General features: G+C 73.0%; 19 protein-coding genes. 11 read left to right on the forward strand and 8 right to left on the reverse strand.

What is annotated here, in order from left to right:
• Positions 1 to 186 precede the first annotated feature (186 nt).
• The 6 genes from B073_RS0129765 to B073_RS0129790 all read left to right on the forward strand — a co-directional run bounded on the left by B073_RS0129765 (position 187) and on the right by B073_RS0129790 (position 6,762).
• Positions 187 to 1,701, forward strand: a complete 1,515-nt coding sequence (locus B073_RS0129765; RefSeq protein ID WP_018541736.1) for an ABC transporter ATP-binding protein — start codon at positions 187 to 189, stop codon at positions 1,699 to 1,701.
• Positions 1,698 to 2,876 (forward strand): ABC transporter permease subunit, encoded by a 1,179-nt coding sequence (locus B073_RS0129770; protein ID WP_018541737.1) that lies wholly within the window; start codon positions 1,698 to 1,700, stop codon positions 2,874 to 2,876. The genes B073_RS0129765 and B073_RS0129770 overlap by 4 nt, the downstream gene beginning before the upstream one ends.
• Positions 2,873 to 4,156, forward strand: a complete 1,284-nt coding sequence (locus B073_RS0129775; RefSeq protein ID WP_018541738.1) for an ABC transporter permease — start codon at positions 2,873 to 2,875, stop codon at positions 4,154 to 4,156. The genes B073_RS0129770 and B073_RS0129775 overlap by 4 nt, the downstream gene beginning before the upstream one ends.
• Before the next feature lie 40 nt (positions 4,157 to 4,196).
• Positions 4,197 to 4,598, forward strand: coding sequence for a cytidine deaminase (locus B073_RS0129780; RefSeq protein ID WP_018541739.1), 402 nt, complete (start codon positions 4,197 to 4,199; stop codon positions 4,596 to 4,598).
• A gap of 114 nt (positions 4,599 to 4,712) precedes the next feature.
• Positions 4,713 to 5,990 (forward strand): thymidine phosphorylase, encoded by a 1,278-nt coding sequence (locus tag B073_RS0129785; RefSeq protein WP_051094260.1) that lies wholly within the window; start codon positions 4,713 to 4,715, stop codon positions 5,988 to 5,990.
• Positions 5,991 to 6,171: 181 nt separating this feature from the next.
• On the forward strand, positions 6,172 to 6,762 hold the full coding sequence (locus tag B073_RS0129790; RefSeq protein ID WP_018541741.1) for a Uma2 family endonuclease: 591 nt from the start codon (positions 6,172 to 6,174) through the stop codon (positions 6,760 to 6,762).
• Positions 6,763 to 6,882: 120 nt separating this feature from the next.
• Here the strand turns inward: B073_RS0129790 and B073_RS0129795 are convergent, their stop codons facing one another.
• Positions 6,883 to 8,205 (reverse strand): MFS transporter, encoded by a 1,323-nt coding sequence (locus tag B073_RS0129795; RefSeq protein ID WP_026247855.1) that lies wholly within the window; start codon positions 8,203 to 8,205, stop codon positions 6,883 to 6,885.
• Positions 8,206 to 8,240: 35 nt separating this feature from the next.
• On the opposite strand from B073_RS0129795, the gene B073_RS0129800 reads away from it, so the two are divergent.
• Entirely contained in the window at positions 8,241 to 9,284 is a 1,044-nt protein-coding gene (locus B073_RS0129800) for a LysR family transcriptional regulator (RefSeq protein WP_234025197.1), read from the forward strand.
• 72 nt (positions 9,285 to 9,356) lie between these two features.
• Here B073_RS0129800 and B073_RS0129805 read toward each other — a convergent pair whose 3' ends face one another.
• Entirely contained in the window at positions 9,357 to 10,124 is a 768-nt protein-coding gene (locus B073_RS0129805) for an alpha/beta hydrolase (RefSeq protein ID WP_018541744.1), read from the reverse strand.
• A gap of 115 nt (positions 10,125 to 10,239) precedes the next feature.
• On the opposite strand from B073_RS0129805, the gene B073_RS0129810 reads away from it, so the two are divergent.
• Positions 10,240 to 11,400 (forward strand): adenosine deaminase, encoded by a 1,161-nt coding sequence (locus tag B073_RS0129810; RefSeq protein WP_018541745.1) that lies wholly within the window; start codon positions 10,240 to 10,242, stop codon positions 11,398 to 11,400.
• A gap of 143 nt (positions 11,401 to 11,543) precedes the next feature.
• Positions 11,544 to 11,825: a hypothetical protein gene (locus B073_RS0129815; protein ID WP_018541746.1), complete on the forward strand. Its 282-nt coding sequence runs from the start codon at positions 11,544 to 11,546 to the stop codon at positions 11,823 to 11,825.
• Between the two features lie 104 nt (positions 11,826 to 11,929).
• Here B073_RS0129815 and B073_RS0129820 read toward each other — a convergent pair whose 3' ends face one another.
• The 5 genes from B073_RS0129820 to afsQ1 form a co-directional block, all read right to left on the reverse strand.
• Positions 11,930 to 12,139, reverse strand: coding sequence for a PspC domain-containing protein (locus B073_RS0129820; RefSeq protein ID WP_018541747.1), 210 nt, complete (start codon positions 12,137 to 12,139; stop codon positions 11,930 to 11,932).
• Positions 12,140 to 12,185: 46 nt separating this feature from the next.
• Positions 12,186 to 12,698 carry a VanZ family protein gene (locus B073_RS0129825; protein ID WP_202487792.1) on the reverse strand — a complete coding sequence of 171 codons (513 nt, stop codon included), beginning with the start codon at positions 12,696 to 12,698 and terminating at the stop codon, positions 12,186 to 12,188.
• 130 nt (positions 12,699 to 12,828) lie between these two features.
• Positions 12,829 to 13,437, reverse strand: coding sequence for a hypothetical protein (locus B073_RS0129830; protein WP_018541749.1), 609 nt, complete (start codon positions 13,435 to 13,437; stop codon positions 12,829 to 12,831).
• Positions 13,434 to 15,125, reverse strand: a complete 1,692-nt coding sequence (locus B073_RS0129835) for an ATP-binding protein (protein WP_018541750.1) — start codon at positions 15,123 to 15,125, stop codon at positions 13,434 to 13,436. Before B073_RS0129835 ends, B073_RS0129830 begins: the two co-directional genes overlap by 4 nt.
• The gene (afsQ1, locus tag B073_RS0129840; RefSeq protein ID WP_199788211.1) at positions 15,122 to 15,799 is read right to left on the reverse strand and encodes a two-component system response regulator AfsQ1; all 678 of its coding nucleotides are present in this window, start codon (positions 15,797 to 15,799) and stop codon (positions 15,122 to 15,124) included. The genes B073_RS0129835 and afsQ1 overlap by 4 nt, the downstream gene beginning before the upstream one ends.
• 276 nt (positions 15,800 to 16,075) lie before the next feature.
• Between afsQ1 and B073_RS0129845 the strand changes: the two genes are divergently transcribed.
• Positions 16,076 to 16,855, forward strand: coding sequence for a SigE family RNA polymerase sigma factor (locus tag B073_RS0129845; RefSeq protein WP_018541752.1), 780 nt, complete (start codon positions 16,076 to 16,078; stop codon positions 16,853 to 16,855).
• A gap of 173 nt (positions 16,856 to 17,028) precedes the next feature.
• Here the strand turns inward: B073_RS0129845 and B073_RS0129850 are convergent, their stop codons facing one another.
• Positions 17,029 to 17,676 (reverse strand): uridine kinase family protein, encoded by a 648-nt coding sequence (locus tag B073_RS0129850; protein ID WP_018541753.1) that lies wholly within the window; start codon positions 17,674 to 17,676, stop codon positions 17,029 to 17,031.
• Between the two features lie 182 nt (positions 17,677 to 17,858).
• On the opposite strand from B073_RS0129850, the gene B073_RS0129855 reads away from it, so the two are divergent.
• Entirely contained in the window at positions 17,859 to 18,275 is a 417-nt protein-coding gene (locus B073_RS0129855; RefSeq protein WP_018541754.1) for a hypothetical protein, read from the forward strand.
• Positions 18,276 to 18,345: the final 70 nt, after the last annotated feature.

Genomic DNA, 18,345 nt, shown 5'->3' on the forward strand with positions numbered 1-18,345 from the left:
GGGGCCGCCGCCGGCCCCTCGTCCCCCTCCACGCTCCGTCCCCGCGGCCGCCCACTTCTTCCGCTTCCGCTCCTTCGTCCCTGAGGGGAGTGCGCCATCAACGCAGCGCCCACCAGCAGCAGCCCGCCCGGTCCGGTCGCCCCTGCTGTAGAACTCCGGGGAATCACCAAAAGGTTCCCCGGCGTCGTGGCCAACCACGACATCCACCTCACCGTCCGCCGCGGTACCGTCCACGCCCTCTGCGGCGAGAACGGCGCCGGCAAGTCGACCCTGATGAAGATCCTCTACGGCATGCAGAAGCCGGACGAGGGCACCATCGCGCTCGACGGCGAACAGGTCACCCTGCACTCCCCGGGCGACGCCATCGCCCGCGGCATCGGCATGGTGCACCAGCACTTCATGCTCGCCGACAACCTCACCGTCCTGGAGAACACCGTCCTCGGCGCGGAGAAGCTGCACGGCATCGGCGGCGCCGCCCGCGCACGGATACGCGAGCTGTCCGACGCCTACGGCCTCAACATCCGCCCGGAGGTGCTCGTCGAGGACCTCGGCGTCGCCGACCGGCAGCGGGTGGAGATCCTCAAGGTCCTCTACCGCGGCGCCCGGACGCTGATCCTCGACGAGCCGACCGCGGTCCTCGTCCCGCAGGAGGTCGACGCGCTCTTCGACAACCTGCGGGAGCTGAAGTCCGAGGGCCTGACCGTCATCTTCATCTCGCACAAGCTGGGCGAGGTGCTCTCGGTCGCCGACGACATCACCGTCATCCGGCGCGGCACCACGGTCGCCTCCGTCGAACCGGCCGCGACCACCCCCAAGCAGCTCGCCGAGCTGATGGTCGGCAGCGAACTGCCGTCGCCGGAGACCCGGGAGTCGACCGTCACCGACGAGGAGATGCTCGCCGTCCGCGACCTGCGGCTGTCGGCCACCGATTCCGACGGCGTGGTCCGCACGGTGCTGGACGGCATCTCGTTCACCATCCGCAAGGGCGAGGTGCTGGGCGTCGCCGGCGTCGAGGGCAACGGGCAGGCCGAACTGGTCGAGGCCGTCATGGGCACCCGCACGCCCGACGGCGGCACCGTCACCCTCGACGGCAAGGACCTCTCGCGGTCCTCCACCCGCGCCCGGCGCGAGGGCGGCATCGGCTACGTCCCCGAGGACCGCCACCGGCACGGCCTGCTGCTGGACGCCCCGCTGTGGGAGAACCGCATCCTCGGCCACGTCACCGAGCGCCCCAACAGCAAGGGCCGGCTCCTCGACCTGGCCGGCGCCCGCAAGGACACCGAGCGGATCGTCGCCGAGTACGACGTCCGCACCCCCGGCATCGAGGTCACCGCGGCCTCGCTCTCCGGCGGCAACCAGCAGAAGCTGATCGTCGGCCGCGAGATGAGCCACCACCCCAAGCTGCTGATCGCCGCCCACCCCACCCGCGGGGTCGACGTCGGCGCCCAGGCGCAGATCTGGGAGCAGATCCGCGCCGCGCGCCGGGAGGGCCTGGCGGTCCTGCTGATCTCTGCCGACCTGGACGAGCTGATCGGGCTGTCCGACACCCTGCGGGTGATGTACCGGGGCCGACTGGTCGCCGACGCCGACCCCGCCGTGATCACCCCGGAGGAGTTGGGCTCCGCCATGACCGGTGCCGCCAGCGGCCACCTCAGCGCGTCGGACGACACCGCCGTCGCCCAGGGGGGTGACGAGAAGTGAGCACGTCCACCACCACGCCGACGGCCCGGAAGAACCCGGCCGTCGACGCCCTCGCGCGCAGCGCCGCCCGCGACAAGGTCCTGCTGGCCCTGGCCGCGCCGGTGCTGGCGATCGTCGCCGCGATAGTGATCAGCTCGCTGGTCTTCCTGGCGTCCGGCGAGAACCCGTTCCGGGCCTACGGGATCATGGCCGACTACGGCCACTACAGCGACAGCCAGGTCTGGATCGTCAACAAGGCGGTGCCGTACTACCTTTCGGCGCTCGCGGTGGCCATCGGCTTCCGGATGAACCTGTTCAACATCGGTGTGGACGGGCAGTACCGGCTGGCCGCCTTCGCCGCGGCCGCGGTCGGCGGCGCCGTCGCGCTGCCCGGCGCCCTCCAGATCATCCTGCTGATCGCCATCGCGATGCTGGTGGGCGCGATCTGGTCCGCCGTCGCGGGTCTGCTGAAGACCACCCGCGGGGTCAGCGAGGTGATCACCACGATCATGCTGAACTCCATCGCGGCCTCCGTCATCGGCTACTTCCTCCAGGACGGGCGGCTCGCCGTCAAGGACGGCAACCTCCTGCACACCACGTTCCTGCCGGAGTCCGCCCACTTCTTCTCCTTCCCGACCCACCCCAAGCCGGTCGAGGGCTTCGTGGTGGTCGCGGTGATCGCCGGTGCCCTGTACTGGTTCCTGATCAACCGCACCCGCTTCGGCTTCGACCTGCGGGCGGTGGGCGCCTCCGAGCCGGCCGCCGAGGCCAGCGGCGTCAGCGTCAAGCGGATGGTCGTCATCAGCATGCTGCTGTCCGGCGCCGCCGCCGGCCTGGTCGGCATGCCGACCCTGCTCGGCGAGTCCTTCCAGTACGGCACGGACTTCCCGGCCGGCATCGGCTTCACCGGCATCGCCATCGCCCTCCTCGGCCGCAACCACCCGGTCGGCATGGCCTTCGGCGCACTGCTGTGGGCGTTCCTCGACCGCACCGGCTCCCGGCTGGAGTTCGAGGGCTACGCCCAGGAGATCGTCGGCGTCATCCAGGGCGTGATCGTGCTCTGCGTGGTCATCGCCTACGAGGTCGTCCGCCGCTACGGGCTGCGCCTGCAGCAGCGCAAGGTCGGCGAGGAGCTGGCCGTACTGGCCCGCACGACGAACTCTGACCAGAGCGACAAGCCGGAGGTGTCGGCGTGAGTACGGAACTCAAGTCCGCGACCAAGCTCGCGGCCCCCGGCACGGGCGGCGGCAAACGGAAGCTGACCTACCCCTGGATCCTGCTGATCGTCGCCGGCGCGCTGGTCGCGGTCTCCGTCCTGCGGGCTGTCACCGGCGCCCAGGACCTCACCTCCGCCGGCCAGTTCGGGGCCGCGCTGAGCGCCGCCGTACCGATCGGGCTGGCCGGTCTGGGCGGTCTCTGGGCCGAGCGGGCCGGCGTGATCAACATCGGCCTCGAAGGCATGATGATGCTCGGCTCGTTCGCGGCCGGCTGGGTGGGCTGGCAGCACGGCCCCTGGCTGGCGGCCGCGGCCGGCATCGTCGGCGGCGCGCTCGGCGGCCTGGTGCACGCCGTCGCCACCGTCACCTTCGGCGTCGACCACATCGTCTCCGGCGTCGCGATCAACATCCTGGCGCTGGGCGCCACCCAGTACCTGGCCACCCTCGTGTTCGGACAGGAGGGCAGCGCCGCGATGCTGGCCGGCGGCAACGACAAGCAGTCCCCGCCGATGTCCGACATCCCGACCTTCACCGTCCCCGGCCTCGCGGACTGGCTGAACGGCATCGAGGGCCACCACTGGTTCCTGGTCTCCGACCTCGCCGGGGTGCTCGGCGCCGCCGTCACCGGCGTCCCCTGGCTGACCCTGGTGACCGTCGGCCTCTTCGCCGGCACCTTCTTCCTGCTCTGGCGCTCGTCGTTCGGTCTGCGACTGCGGTCCTGCGGCGAGGCCCCGCTCTCCGCCGAGACCCTGGGCGTCAACGTCTACGCGTACAAGTACGCGGCGGTCCTGGTCTCCGGCGCGCTGGCCGGCCTGGGCGGCGCCTTCCTGGCGATCAGCGTGCACTTCTACCAGGACGGCCAGACCGGCGGCCGCGGCTACATCGGCCTGGCCACGATGATCTTCGGCAACTGGCGGCCGGGCGGCGTCGCCCTCGGCGCCGGCCTGTTCGGCTTCATGGACGCCATGCAGCTGCGCAGCGGCGGCCCCACGGTGCACGCCCTGCTGCTCGGCCTGGCCGCGCTGCTCGCCGGGCTGGCACTGGTGCGGCTGCGGGCCGCCAAGCGGGCCCAGGCCGCGGTCGCCGCGGTGGCCGCCGTCGTCCTGGTCGTCTGGTACGCCCTCTCCGACAGCGTCCCGCTGGAACTCGTCGAGGCCAGCCCGTACATCGCTACGCTGCTGGTCCTGGCGCTCTTCTCGCAGCGCCTGCGGTCCCCGAAGGCGATCGGCAAGCCGTACCGCCGCGGCCAGGGGCACTGACGGACGACGTGAAGAAAGACACGAAGGAAGAACCGCACACATGACGCACCAGGTGCCGGTCGACTGGCCCGCGCTGCGGACGCAGGCCCGGGACGCGATGTCCCGGGCCTACGCCCCGTACTCCGGCTATCCCGTCGGCGCCGCCGCCCTGGTGGACGACGGCCGCACGATCACCGGCTGCAACGTCGAGAACGCCTCCTACGGCCTGGCGCTGTGCGCCGAATGCGGCCTGATCTCCGCCCTGTTCGCCGGCGGCGGGGGCCGGCTGACCGCGTTCACCTGCGTGGACGGCAGGGGCGAGCTGCTCGTCCCGTGCGGCCGCTGCCGCCAGCTCCTCTACGAGCACGGCGGCCCGGAACTGCTGGTCGACACCCGGGCCGGCATCCGCCCCCTGTCGGAACTCCTCCCGGACGCCTTCGGCCCGGCGCACCTCGCGGAGTGACGGCGGGCGGGGCTGCCCGCGCGAGAGGCGGCGCCGCCCGCCGCCCGCCCTGGCGACCCCCGCGTCTATGCGTGTAGAACGGACCTACCCGTTCGAAAGGAATGCCCGATGTCCATGGACGCCATCTCCGTCATCCGCACCAAGCGCGACCGCGGCGAGCTGACCCCCGCTCAGATCGACTGGGTCATCGACGCCTACACCCGCGGCGAGGTCGCCCACGAACAGATGTCGTCGCTGGCCATGGCCATCTTCCTCAACGGCATGAACCGCACCGAGATCGCCCGCTGGACCGCCGCCATGATCGCCTCCGGCGAGCGGATGGACTTCTCCTCCCTCGCCCGCCCCACCGCCGACAAGCACTCCACCGGCGGCGTCGGCGACAAGATCACCCTGCCGCTCGCCCCGCTGGTCGCCGCCTGCGGCGCCGCCGTCCCGCAGCTCTCCGGCCGCGGCCTCGGCCACACCGGCGGCACCCTCGACAAGCTGGAATCGATCCCCGGCTGGCGCGCCACGCTGAGCAACGACGAGATGCTGAAGGTCCTCCGCGACGTCGGCTCGGTCATCTGCGCCGCCGGCGACGGCCTCGCCCCCGCCGACAAGAAGCTCTACGCCCTCCGCGACGTCACCGGCACCGTCGAGTCCATCCCCCTCATCGCCTCCTCCATCATGTCCAAGAAGATCGCCGAGGGCACCGGCTCCCTCGTCCTGGACGTCAAGGTCGGCTCCGGCGCCTTCATGAAGCACCTCGACGACGCCCGCGAACTCGCCTCCACCATGGTCGAGTTGGGCACCGACCACGGCGTCAAGACGGTCGCCCTGCTCACCGACATGTCCACCCCGCTCGGCCTGACCGCCGGCAACGCCCTCGAAGTCCGCGAGTCCGTAGAGGTCCTGGCCGGCGGCGGCCCGCAGGACGTCGTCGACCTCACCCTCGCCCTCGCCCGCGAGATGCTCGACGCGGCCGGCCTGTCGGACGCCGACCCCACCAAGGCCCTGGCCGACGGCTCCGCCATGGACCACTGGCGCCGCATGATCACAGCCCAGGGCGGCGACCCCGACGCCGCACTCCCCGTCGCCCGCGAGACCCACGTCGTCCCCGCCCCGTCCTCCGGCGTGCTCACCACCCTGGACGCCTACGCCGTCGGCCTCGCCGCCTGGCGCCTGGGCGCCGGCCGCGCCCGCAAGGAGGACCCGGTCCAGGCCGGCGCCGGCATCGAACTCCACGCCAAGCCCGGCGACCAGCTCACCGCCGGCCAGCCCCTCCTCACCCTCCACACCGACACCCCGGAGAAGTTCGACTACGCGCTGGCGGCGCTGGAGGGCGGGGTGGAGATCGGCGCGCCCGACGCGGCCTTCACCGCGGGCCCGGTGGTCCTGGAACGGATCGGCTGAGCTTGAGTCGGGGTGCCGCTGCCCTGGGGGCACGGCACCCCCGCCGCCCACCCCGCCCCGGACCGGCACAGGACTCATACGGGCGCAGGACCCGTACGGGCGAACGAGGGCCATGAACCGGCGCGGCCCTCGTTCCACGTGGTGCAATCACCCGCGTCCCGCCGAGAGGAGCCCGCCCGCCGTGAAAGAACTCACCATCGACCACTACCCGATGACCGGGCGCGAGTGGGATGCCCTCGTCCGGATCTGGGAGGACACCGACGCCCCGCCCGGCTGCATGGTGGAGATCGTGGACGGCGTCATCACCGTCGCCCCGCCCCGCGACGCCCGGCAGAACCTGATCGCCGCCGAACTCAGCAGGGCGTTGTACGCGGTGATCCCGGAAGACCGGGGCGCATACCAGAAACTCGCCGTAGCCGTCCCTGCCCATCACGGGCTCTACGTCCCCAACCTCGTGGTGGCACCGGAAGCCGCGCTCCGCGGCGCGGGGTACTTCGTCCCCGCCGCTGTAGCCGAACTGGCCGTCGAGATCACCGCGAAGACCTCCGCGCACCACGACCGGTTCGACAAGCGTGCCGGATACGCGTCCGCGGGAGTTCCGCTGTACCTCCTCATCGACCTCTGGGCACCTGACGAGCCGGTCATCACGCTCTATGGCGAGCCGAAGGGCGACGCATACCAGGTGTTTCAGACCGCGAAGTTCGGCGACGAGCTGGTGCTTCCCGCGCCCTTCGAACTCACCCTGGACACGGGCGTCTTCCCCCTCGATTGACGGCGTAGGACGACGAAGGACCCGCCCCACCAGGACAGGTGACGGGGCGGGCCCTTCGGTTCCGGGGGCCGCGGGAGCCGACCGGGCGGCCGGACTGCGCGGCGCGGTTGGGTGGCCGGGTTACGCCGCCTTGCTCAGGCTCAGCAGGCGGCGTTCGGCGACCGCCTTGCGGGTGGCGTAGAGGGTGATGGCGGCGGCGCCGACCATCGCCGCGAGGCCGAGGAGGACGGTGCCCGACCAGCCGGCGGCGTGGAAGGCGGCGGCGCCGAGCGCGCCGCCCAGGCTGCTGCCGATGTAGTACGCGCACTGGTAGAGCGCGGACGCCTGGGCCCGGGCGGTCTTGGCGGTGCGGCTGACCGAGGACGAGGCGACCGCGTGGCCCGCGAAGAAGCCCGCGGTGATCAGGACCAGGCCCGCCAGCACCGCGGCCACCGTGGCGGCCAGGGTCAGCAGCAGGCCCGCTGCGGTGGTGCCGACGGCCAGGTAGAGGGCGCCGCGGCGGCCGACCCGGCCGACCAGCTTCCCGGCCGCGGCCGAGGAGACCGTACCGACGAGGTAGACGACGAAGATCGAGCCGACGATGCCCTGCGGGAGGTGGAACGGCTCGGCGACCAGGCGGTAGCCGATCACCGTGTAGACCGCGCCGAAGACCGTCATGAACAGGGCGCCGATGGCGTAGAGGCGGCGCAGCAGCGGGTCGGCGAGGTGGCCGCCGAGTGTACGGGCCAGCGCCCGCGGCCCGACCGAACGGGAGACGAAGTGCCGGGCCCGGGGCACCAGCAGCCGGAACGCCACCGCGCACACCACGGCCATCAGCCCCACCGCGCCGAGCGCCACCCGCCAGCCCCACGCCTGGGCGACCCAGCCGGTGACGATCCGCCCGGACATCCCGCCGATGCTGTTGCCGGCCACGAACAGGCCGATCGCCGCCACCAGCGCCTTGGCCCGTACCTCCTCGGCCAGGAACGCCATCGCCGACGCGGGCAGCCCGGCCAGCGCGACGCCCTGGACGGCGCGCAGCGCGATCAGCGTGCCGAGCGAGGGGGCGAAGGGGACCAGGAGCGCGATCACCGCGGCGACGGTGAGGGAGGCCGTCATCAGGGTGCGGCGGCCGAACCGCTCGGAGAGCGCACTGAGCGGGATCACGCCCAGGGCCAGCCCGAGGGTGGCCGCGGAGACCGTCCAACTGGCCTGGTCCGGCGCGACGTCGAGGTCCGCGGAGATGGCCGGCAGCAGCGCCTGGGTGGAGTACAGGAGGGCGAAGGTGGCCACTCCGGCGGCGAAGAGGGCGAAGCTCATCCGGCGGTAGCCGGGGCCGCCCGGCCGCAGCTTGTCCGACTCGGGGTCGGCCGGTGCGGCGGGAGAAGAGGAGGAAGAAGAGGAGGACGGGGGAGAGGCGGCCGCACGGTCGGTGACGGACGCCCCGGTATCAGCGGGAGGCATGCTTCGAAGGTAGAGCCGCTCAGTTCATGCGTCCAATGCATCAAAACGCGATAATCGATGCTGTGGCACATGATCGCAGTTCACAAGCGTCCCTGTTGCACGTCCGCAACAGAAAAGACATTCCGGAACGGCTTAGGACGGTCCCGCCGGGCGGGCCGGAGGTCGCCGAGCTGGGCGCCGACTCCTGGGCGCTGGCGCTCGCCCCGCGGCTCGCCCAGTTCGCCGCCGTCGCCCGGCACGAGCACGTCACCCGCGCCGCCCACGAACTCGGCATGCCCCAGCCGACCCTCAGCCGCGCCCTGGTGCGGCTGGAGGACGACCTCGGGGTGGCGCTGTTCGCCCGGCACGGCCGGACGCTCTCCCTCACCCCGGCCGGGCGCGCCTTCCGCACCGCCGCCGAACGCACCCTGACCGACCTGGAACGGGCCACCGAATCCCTCCGCGCCGACGCCGACCCGGCCACCGGCAAGGTCGCCTTCGGCTTTCTGCACACCCTCGGCCCGGAGACCGTCCCCGGCCTGATCCGCAGCTTCCGCGCCGACCACCCCGGCATCCGCTTCCAGCTCGTCCAGAACTACGGCGAGGCGATGATCGAACGGCTGCGCGCCGGCGACCTCGACCTCTGCCTGACGTCGCCGGTCCCGGACTACCCGGACCTGGCCGCCCGCCGCCTCGACGAGCAGAAGCTCCGCCTGGTCGTACCGGACGACCATCCGCTGGCCGGCCGCAAGCGGATCCGCCTCGCCGAGGCGGCCGGCGAACTCTTCGTCACCCTCGAACCGGGCTACGGCCTCCGCCGGATCACCGACGCCCTGTGCGCCGAGGCCGGCTTCACCCCGCGCGTGGCGTTCGAGGGCGAGGAGGCCGAGACCCTGCGCGGCCTGGTCGCCGCCGGCCTGGGCGTCGCCCTGCTCCCGCCGCCCGCGGTCCCCCGCCCCGGCGTCGCGGAACTGACCGTCACCGCCCCCCGAGCCGTCCGCGAAATCGGCGTCGCCTGGCTCGACGGCCGGGTGGACACCCCGCCGGTCGCCGCCTTCAAGAAGTTCCTCCTGAGCCGCCGGGGGGATTTGTTGTCGTGAGCGCCGGGAGGCTACCCCCGACACCCCCGCCCCGCACGGGAGTTGGGGGCCGGGGGCCAGGGGCCGGGGGCCTCAGTGGCGGAGGGAGGTGCCGAAGCCGGAGGCCAGGGGCATGCGGAGGCCCAGGGGTGGGGGAGCGGCGAGGGCGTCTTTGACGGGGCGGGCGTAGGCGTGGGTGAACAGGGCGCCGAGGAGGAAGTCGGTGGCGAGGGCGTGCACCTCGGAGCGGTGCTGGTGGAGCGAGTGGCCGTCGGAGTGGACCTCGAAGCGGCAGGTGTCGCGGTTGATCTTCTTGGCGCGCTGGGCGTAGCGGTAGGAGAGGTCGGGGTCGACACGTTCGTCGTTGGTGCCGTGGACCAGCAGGACCTGGCGGCCGATCAGCTGCTTCACGGGGTCGGGGGCGGTGCCGTACTGGCACGGATCGGCGAGCCAGGGCGCCAGGCCCAGTACGGCGTGGACGGCCGGGTGGCCGGCGGCGTGCAGGGCGGCGCGGGCGCCCATACCGGTGCCGACCAGCGCGACCGGGACGTCGCCGTAGCGGCGGACCACCTCGTCGACGGCCCAGGCGGCGTCCTGCGCCGGGTGCGCCGCGGTGCCGTTCCAGCCGCGGCAGCGGTAGTGCACCACGTGGGCGGCCAGGCCCTCCGGGCGGCCGGCCCGCGCCAGCCGGGCGGCCAGCGGGCGGACGGCCAGGGCCGGTACCGGCGACGGCCGGCGCAGCCCGTTCGGTCCGCACCCGGGGAGAAGGAGGGCGACGGCGTTCACCGTCCGGTCCGTGCCGCCCGCTCCCAGCGGTTTTCCCAGCCGGGCCTCGCGCACCGGCAGCGCTTGCTGAGCCATCGGAGGAGTCACGACGAGAACGATGGCAGAACGCGGCGTGCTGTCCACCCTGCGGACGGGTCACTGTTACGTATCGTTCGGTGAGATCTACGCGCGTAGGGTCTACAGTGCGGAAATGACGAGCGAGTTCAGCAACCTCCCGACCGCAGAACAGATCCGCCGCGCACCCAAGGTGCTGCTCCACGACCACCTCGACGGCGGGCTGCGCCCCGGCACCGTCGTCGATCTGGCCCGTGACACCGGCTACAGCGGACTCCCGGAGACCGACCCCGAGAAGCTCGGGGTCTGGTTCCGCGAGGCCGCCGACTCCGGCTCGCTGGAACGCTATCTGGAGACCTTCGCGCACACCTGCGCCGTCATGCAGACCCGCGAGGCGCTCTTCCGGGTCGCCGCCGAGTGCGCCGAGGACCTGGCGGCGGACGGCGTCGTCTACGCCGAGGTCCGCTACGCGCCGGAGCAGCACCTGGAGGCCGGCCTGAGCCTCGAAGAGGTCGTCGAGGCCGTCAACGAGGGCTTCCGGGAGGGCGAGCGGCGGGCCCGCGCCAACGGCCACCGGATCCGCGTCGGCGCCCTGCTCACCGCGATGCGGCACGCCGCCCGCGCCCTGGAGATCGCCGAACTCGCCAACCGCTACCGCGACCTGGGCGTGGTCGGCTTCGACATCGCGGGCGCCGAGGCCGGCTACCCTCCCACCCGCCACCTCGACGCCTTCGAGTACCTCAAGCGGGAGAACAACCACTTCACCATCCACGCCGGCGAGGCATTCGGCCTGCCGTCCATCTGGCAGGCGCTCCAGTGGTGCGGCGCCGACCGGCTCGGCCACGGCGTCCGCATCATCGACGACATCGAGGTCGCCGAGGACGGGTCGGTCACCCTCGGGCGGCTAGCGTCCTACGTCCGGGACAAGCGCATCCCGCTGGAGCTGTGCCCGACCTCCAACCTCCAGACCGGGGCCGCCGCCTCGTACGCGGAGCACCCCATCGGGCTGCTGCGTCGGCTGCAGTTCCGCTGCACGGTCAACACCGACAACCGCCTGATGAGCGACACGACCATGTCCCGCGAATTCGAGCACCTGGTCCGGACGTTCCGCTACACCCTCGACGATCTCCAGTGGTTCACGGTCAATGGTATGAAGTCTGCTTTCCTTCCTTTCGATGAACGTCTGGCCATGATCAATGACGTCATCAAGCCCGGATATGCGGAATTGCGCTCGGAATGGCTCTTTCGCCAGTCGGCCGCAACTCCCGCTGCCAGCACGGAGTCTGACGGGCAGTAAGCAAGATCTTGACGGTGCCTAGCGCAACGGCCGGTGGATTGTCCACCGGCCGTTTCCCCACACCCTGGGGGTGTTTGCGGCCGCGGCGGCGGAATCACTAGGTTTCCTAGCCGGTCAAGCCCCCAGCACGAGGACGTAATGCAATGAAGCAGGGAACGGTCAAGACTCTCGGTGCCGTCGCGCTCGGCGCCGCCATCGCCGCCACCGCCGCCGGCACGGCCTCCGCCGCCCCGGTGGGCAACTCGATCGACACCAACGGCGTGCTGCACAGCCTGCCCGTGAAGGACGCCACCCGGACCATCTCCGGGGCCACCAGCAACGGCGGCGGTGGGGGCGTCGTCCCCAAGGCCCACATGAACAGCCGGGGCAACGCGCCGCTGCTCGGTGGCCTGCCCGCCGAGGCGGTCAAGCTCCCCATCCGCTGACCAGGCCCGCGCCGTCCCTCAGGGGACACCCCAGGTCCGCCCCGGTCCGTACGCGGTATCCCGTACGGGTCGGGGCATCGCCGTGTCCGGGGCCGGGCGCGCGCCTACCAGGCCGCGGCGTCGTGCGACCGATCCTCCGAGGGGAGGAGTATCCACAGCGCCAGATAGACCAGGAACTGCGGACCGGGCAGCAGGCAGGAGAGCAGGAAGATCACTCGCATCGTCGCCGGGGACGTCCCGAAGCGGCGGGCGAGGCCGGCGCAGACACCGGCGATCATGCGGTTCTTGACGGGTCGGACCAGTGCGGCGGCCATGACGGGCTACTCCTTCTCGACGATCCGGGGCGGCTGCCCCGATGCCTCAAAAGTAGGTCCGGCCGCCGGAGAAAACGTCAGCCTGCGGGGTCAGACCGACCCTGGGGATTCTCGGGGTCGCACCCCTGAGCCGCTCGTCCTGCCGGCGGAGCCGCGACCGGGCCCCGGGGACGATCAGCAGATGCGCCAGCGCCACCCCGAGCGTGTTCAGCAGCACCGAGTCGACGTCCGGCACCTGGCCCGGCACGGCGGTCTGCAGCAGCTCGATCGTCAGCGAGACCATCGCGCCGGCGAAGACCGTACGGGCCATCGAACCTAGCGGGGAAACGTTCAGTCGCCCGCCGGCCAGCGGCAGCAGCACCCCCAGCGGCGCCAGCAGCAGCACCGGCGCCCCCAGGTGCCACACCGCCGGCCAGCCGCCCCGCACCAGCTGGGCGTGGATCGACGCCAGCGGCTCCAGATTCGCGGCCGGAACCCACGGCACCGTACGGGGACGCAGCGTCAGCCAGCCGACGATCAGCAGATGCGCCACGAGGAGGAGAACCCCGGTGGCGCGCAAACGGGGGGCGACGGTACTGCCGGGGCTGCCGGGGCCATGACGCTGCACACTGGCCAGGACGCCGGTAGCGGGGGCCGCGGTTCCGCCCCGTCGCGCCCGTCGTGCACGGAAGCGCTCAGGGGCGGGAGGTTCACCACAGGCCCCAGCCCGCGCGCTCGGCGACGTCGGGGTTGGCCTGCACGTCCGGCGAGCAGTCGTAGCGGTGCGGCGCCCCGTCGTCCGGGCCGCCCAGCAGCGCGCCCCCGGTACGGCCCAGCGCGGCGCTCCGGCCGAAGGTGCACACCAGCTGCGCCAGCGCGAACGACGGCAGGTCGTCCGGCTCGACGGACAGCCGCAGCGCCTCCGGCGCGTCCCCGGCCCGCGGCCCGTCCACCCGCAGCGCCCTGGGCACCGCGGTACTGAACCCGGCCCGGGCCTCCTCGGCCGTCGGCGGCTTCTGCAGCTCGGCCAGCAGCGTCCGGGCGGCCGGCAGCCGGACCGCGGCCCCCGGCGTCCCCTGCGGCCGCCCCACCGCCCGCTCCACCGTGGCCAGCGACGAGCCGCACACCAGATACACCGTGGCCCGCTGCGCCGCCGAGGCGTCCGGCCTCGGCGCCTGGCAGCTCACCCGCGACGGCGCGTCGCCCGCGTCGACCGGGACGGACGTGCCGCGGATCCCGCAGCCCGCCGCGGCCAGCGCCAGGACGGCCACCGCCGCGGCGCGCCGCGCGGCGGACCGCGCCCGACCGCGGCGGATCATCGCCGGCCCTCCGCGCCCTCGTCCCCGGGCCGCTCGCCGCCTGTGGACGGCCCGTCGCCGTCGGCCAGCCGGGAGGCGTCCCGCGGCAGGCGCAGGGTGAACACCGCGCCGCCCTCGGGGTCGTTGGCGGCGCTGATCCGGCCGCCGTGGATGTGCGCGTTCTCCTGCGCGATCGACAGGCCCAGGCCGCTGCCCTCGGAGCGCGGCCGGGACGCGCTCGCCTTGTAGAAGCGGTCGAAGACGTGCGGCAGCACCTCCTCGGGGATGCCGGGGCCGTGGTCCCGCACCCGGATCACCAGCTCGCCGCCGGCCGGTGCCCCGGCCGCGGACTCGTCCGGCGACCCGGCCCCGGCCTCCTCGGGCGCGCCCTCCGTCGGCTCCGTGCGGACCGACACCCGCACCGGCGAACCGCCGTGCTTGAGGGCGTTGCCGATCAGGTTCGCCAGGATCACGTCCAGCCGGCGCGGGTCCAGACGGGCCATCGTGCCGCGGTCGGCGTCCAGCTCCACCGCGTCCAGCCACGCCCGGGCGTCGATGCAGGCGGTCACCTGGTCGGCCACGTCGACGTCGTCCAGCACCAGCCGGGCCGTCCCCGCGTCGAAGCGGGTGACCTCCATGAGGTTCTCCACCAGGTCGTTCAGCCGCCGGGTCTCGCTGACCACCAGCTGCACGGCCGGCGCGATCATCGGGTCGAGGGAGTCCGCCTCCTCCTCCAGCACCTCGGTGACCGCGGTGATCGCCGTCAGCGGCGTCCGCAGCTCGTGCGACATGTCGGCGACGAACCGGCGGGACGCCGCCTCCCGCCCGCTCAGCTCCTCGACCCGCTGCTGGAGCTGCTCCGCGGCGCGGTTGAACGTGCGCGACAGATCCGCCAGTTCGTCGCTGCCGGTCACCCGCAGCCGGGTGTCCAGCCGTCCCTCGCCCAGCTGCCGCGCCGCGAAACCGAGCCGCTGCACCGGCCGCAGCACGGTCGTCGCGGCGGCCTGCGCCAGCAGCGCCGAGCCGACCAGCGCCAGCGCGGTGGCGATCCCCAGCGACCAGCCCAGCGACGTCAGGTCCTGCCGCTCGGTGGACAGCGACTTCATCATGTAGCCGGTCGGCCCGCCGCCGATCACCTTCGCCCCGGCGACGAGGTACGGGACGTCCCCGACCTCCTTGCGCTGCCAGTACAGGTGGTGCGCGGCGTGGTTGTTCTCGTCGACCGGGCGCACCTGGTCGACGGCGTTGCGCAGCGACTGCGGGACCACCGCGAGCGTCAGCAGGTCCTTGTCGGTGGTGGCCGCGCACTCCTTGCCCTCGCGGTCCACGCCGATCAGCAGCACCGTGTAGTTCTGCGGACCGGCCGCCATCTGCCGTGCCGCGTCCTGGAGTTCGGCGCACCGCGGACGCAGCGGCAGCGTGCGGGTGTTGTCCTCCAGGGACTTGCGGAAGTCCTTCAGGGCGGCGTTCTGCGTACGGTCCAGGACGGTGTTGCGGTTGAGCCAGTACGCGATCCCGGACGCCGAGACCGCCGCGGTCAGGGCCACCAGCGCGAACACCACGACCAGCCGCAGCCGCAGACTCGTCAGCCGCAGCAGACCCGCGGCCCGGCGCAGCAGCCGCACCAGCCGGCCGCCGACCGGCGTACCGCCCTGCCCCTGCCCGTGCTCCTCCCCGGTCCCGCCGCCCTGCGGGGTGCCTGCCGTCACTGGGGCGCGTCCAGTCGGTAGCCGACGCCGCGGACCGTACGGATCAGCGTCGGCGAGGACGGCACGTCCTCCACCTTCGCGCGCAGCCGCTGCACACAGGCGTCCACCAGCCGCGAGTCACCGAGGTAGTCGTGCTCCCACACCAGCCGCAGCAGCTGCTGCCGGGACAGCGCCTGACCGGGCCGCCGGCTCAGCTCCAGCAGCAACCGCAGCTCGGTCGGGGTCAGTTGCAGATCCTTGCCGTCCTTGGTGACGGTCATCGCCGACCGGTCGATCATCAGCGAGCCGAACGTCGCCGAATCGCTGGACTCCCGCTCCCCGCGCCGCAGCACCGCCCGGATCCGGGCGTCCAGCACCCGGCCCTGCACCGGCTTGACGACATAGTCGTCCGCACCGGACTCCAGCCCCACCACCACGTCGATGTCGTCGCTGCGCGCGGTGAGCAGGATGATCGGCAGCTGGTCCGTCCGGCGGATCCGCCGGCACACCTCGAAACCGTCGATACCCGGCAGCATGACGTCCAGCACGATCAGGTCCGGCCGCTGCTCGCGCAGCAGCTTCAGGCCGTCCTCGCCCGTCGCCGCGGTCATCACACGGTGACCCTGGCGGGACAGCGAGAGTTCGAGGGCCGTGCGGATGGCGTCGTCGTCCTCGATCAGCAACAGGAAAGGCACGTCCGCCATTCTGGCGCATGGGACGCGGGGAGAACGACCGGTGGCCTCCGGGTGCCGCCACGTGCCGGGCCGGACGGGCTCGGACGGGCTCGGACCGGGTGACGCAGCCACGCCGGACCGCCACAGGCCCTGTGACACGTCTGTGACAGACGACGGACAACGCGATGAAACTGGCTTGGCAGTCTTTTGGTCAGCCGGGAGAGATCAACACCGCCGAGGCGGGATCCCGACCGGGACACACCGAACGAACTGGCTCGACCGACGGGGGGCAGCGCGATGAACACTCTGCACGGCACGACTTCCGGCGCAGTCGTCACGCGCCTCCACGACATCGGGCGCGAGAAGTCCGGCGCTGCGGGAGGGCGGGGGTGCTCCCGCGGCACCGGGCGTCAGCGGCCGCCCTACATGGTGGCCGTTGACGCGGTGGTGGTGCCCAAGGGGCCCAACGGGGGAAACGGGGGCCAGGAGAGCGCCGACGGGGGAGCGGAGTACAGGGAGACGGGGGACCGGCGCACCGCGACGGAGGCGGCCGAGGCCGAAGCGGCCTTCACCGCCTACGTCCAGGAGCGCCGCGCCTCCCTGTACGCCACCGCCTACCACCTGACCGGTGACCGCTACGAGGCCGAGGACCTGCTCCAGAGCGCACTGTTCTCGACCTACCGGGCCTGGGACCGGATCAGCGACAAGGCCGCGCTCGGCGGCTATCTGCGCCGCACCATGACGAACCTGCACATCAGCGCCTGGCGCCGGCGCAGGCTCAACGAGTACCCGACCGAGGAACTGCCCGAGACCGCCGCCGACGCGGACGCCATGCGCGGCACCGAGCTGCGCGCCGTCCTGTGGCAGGCGCTGGCCCGGCTGCCCGAGACGCAGCGCACCATGCTGGTGCTGCGCTACTACGAGGGCCGTACGGACCCGGAGATCGCGGACATCCTCAACATCAGTGTCGGCACGGTGAAGTCCAGCATCTGGCGCTCGCTGCGCCGACTGCGCGAGGACGAGGTCCTCAGCTTCGGCCGTGACGAGGAGGAGTCCTTCGGCGCACTGGTCGCCTGAGGACGGGAGTAAACGGGGGAGCAAGGCCCGAGGGGGATCCGGGGGGAGAGCCCGAGGGGGGTACGGGGAACACGGGGGCAAACGGGGGAACACGGGGAAGCGAGCGGGTTCGGGCGGCCGGGGGGTCTGTCCGAGCCCGCTCGTCCGTGTGCGGCACCGGGCCGGGCCGGGGCTCAGGACCGCACCGCGGCCCCCGCCAGTCCCGCCGTCCGTGCCGTCGCTATCCGGTCCAGCGCCTCCGGCCGCGCGCACGGATGGGCGCCCAGCGCGGTGAGCCGGGCCACGATCGTCCGCTCGTCGCGCAGCAGCCGCAGACCCCGCCGCACCAGATACACCGCCGGTTTGCGGCCCTCCCGCAGGTCCCGCGCCAGCCGCCGCCGGAAGGTGGTGGTGGGCCGCCCGCGCAGGCACAGCGCGTCCGCCAGCAGACCCGCCTCCCGGCACCGCCCGATGACGTCGGCGGCGAAGACGCCCTCCGCGATGAACAGCGGCGCCCCGTCGAGCGCCAGCTCCGCGGCGCCGGTCCGGGCACTGGCCGCGATGTCGTACGACGGCACCGTGGTCCGCCCCGCGCGGCACAGCTCCTCGATGGCCGCGACCGCGGCGTCCGCGTCCCAGGAGAGCGGCGAGTCCCAGTCCGCGCCGCCGCCGTCGGGCAGTTGGGGCAGCGACGGGTCCGTGCCGTCCTTGTAGAAGTCGTCGAGATTGAGGACCGGCAGGCCGGTGACGGCGGCCAGGGAGGTCTTCCCGGAGCCGGACGGGCCCGTCAGCAGGAGGACGCGGGCGGGCGAGGACGGCCGGGCGGGCGAATGGGAGTTCACGGGCACTCATTGTCGGGCATTGCGCCGTGGGAGGTACCCCTGGCGCGCGAGGTGGAACCCCCGCCACCGCTCAACTACTCTACGCAGTCGAACGATTACCCAGATGGACGGAATCCGGCCCGCGCGGCCGGTGGCGCACCCGCGCATCCGCTCCGCTCCCGAACCACAGGCAGGTGGCACAGATGCCCTCCCACGCACGTCCCAGGCCCAGCCGCGTCCCCCGCGGTCTGCTGCGCGCCGGGCTGGTGATCTCCGCGGCCGGCGCCGCACTCTCGGGCGGTGCGGCGGCGGCGAGCGCGGCCGCCCCCGTGCCGGCCGGCACGGCCAAGGAGAAGCCCGCGGCGGACGACGGCGTCGTGGGCCAGGCGCTGGCCCGCGCGATGACGGACTCCACGGGCCGCGGCCTGGCCCCCGTCAAGAACCTCAAGCTGGACCCGATGTCGCACACCGGCGTCGATCCGCTGGACAACGGCGTCGGCACCCAGGTCGCCGACTTCAAGTCGGTGAGCACCAAGCAGGTCACGGACCCGGTCACCAAGGGCGGTTCGCTGCGGACCCTGCCGGTGACCGGCACCGCGATGCGGGTACTGCCCGGCTGACGGACCGCCGCCGCCCCGTTGGACGCACGACGGCGCGGGACCCGCCCCGAGGGCGAGGTCCCGCGCCGTT

Origin of the sequence: Streptomyces sp. MspMP-M5 (genome assembly GCF_000373585.1) — a bacterium.
Taxonomy (GTDB): domain Bacteria; phylum Actinomycetota; class Actinomycetes; order Streptomycetales; family Streptomycetaceae; genus Streptomyces.

Excerpts from the sequence above, each read along its gene's own strand:
- B073_RS0129845 (WP_018541752.1), top strand. The coding sequence starts at position 16,076 with ATGAACACTCTGCACGGCACGACTTCCGGCGCAGTCGTCACGCGCCTC.
- B073_RS0129820 (WP_018541747.1), bottom strand. The coding sequence starts at position 12,139 with ATGGCCGCCGCACTGGTCCGACCCGTCAAGAACCGCATGATCGCCGGT.
- B073_RS0129805 (WP_018541744.1), bottom strand. The coding sequence starts at position 10,124 with ATGGCTCAGCAAGCGCTGCCGGTGCGCGAGGCCCGGCTGGGAAAACCG.
- B073_RS0129785 (WP_051094260.1), top strand. The coding sequence starts at position 4,713 with ATGGACGCCATCTCCGTCATCCGCACCAAGCGCGACCGCGGCGAGCTG.
- B073_RS0129855 (WP_018541754.1), top strand. The coding sequence starts at position 17,859 with ATGCCCTCCCACGCACGTCCCAGGCCCAGCCGCGTCCCCCGCGGTCTG.
- B073_RS0129800 (WP_234025197.1), top strand. The coding sequence starts at position 8,241 with ATGCATCAAAACGCGATAATCGATGCTGTGGCACATGATCGCAGTTCA.
- B073_RS0129830 (WP_018541749.1), bottom strand. The coding sequence starts at position 13,437 with ATGATCCGCCGCGGTCGGGCGCGGTCCGCCGCGCGGCGCGCCGCGGCG.
- B073_RS0129795 (WP_026247855.1), bottom strand. The coding sequence starts at position 8,205 with ATGCCTCCCGCTGATACCGGGGCGTCCGTCACCGACCGTGCGGCCGCC.
- B073_RS0129810 (WP_018541745.1), top strand. The coding sequence starts at position 10,240 with ATGACGAGCGAGTTCAGCAACCTCCCGACCGCAGAACAGATCCGCCGC.
- B073_RS0129780 (WP_018541739.1), top strand. The coding sequence starts at position 4,197 with ATGACGCACCAGGTGCCGGTCGACTGGCCCGCGCTGCGGACGCAGGCC.
- B073_RS0129815 (WP_018541746.1), top strand. The coding sequence starts at position 11,544 with ATGAAGCAGGGAACGGTCAAGACTCTCGGTGCCGTCGCGCTCGGCGCC.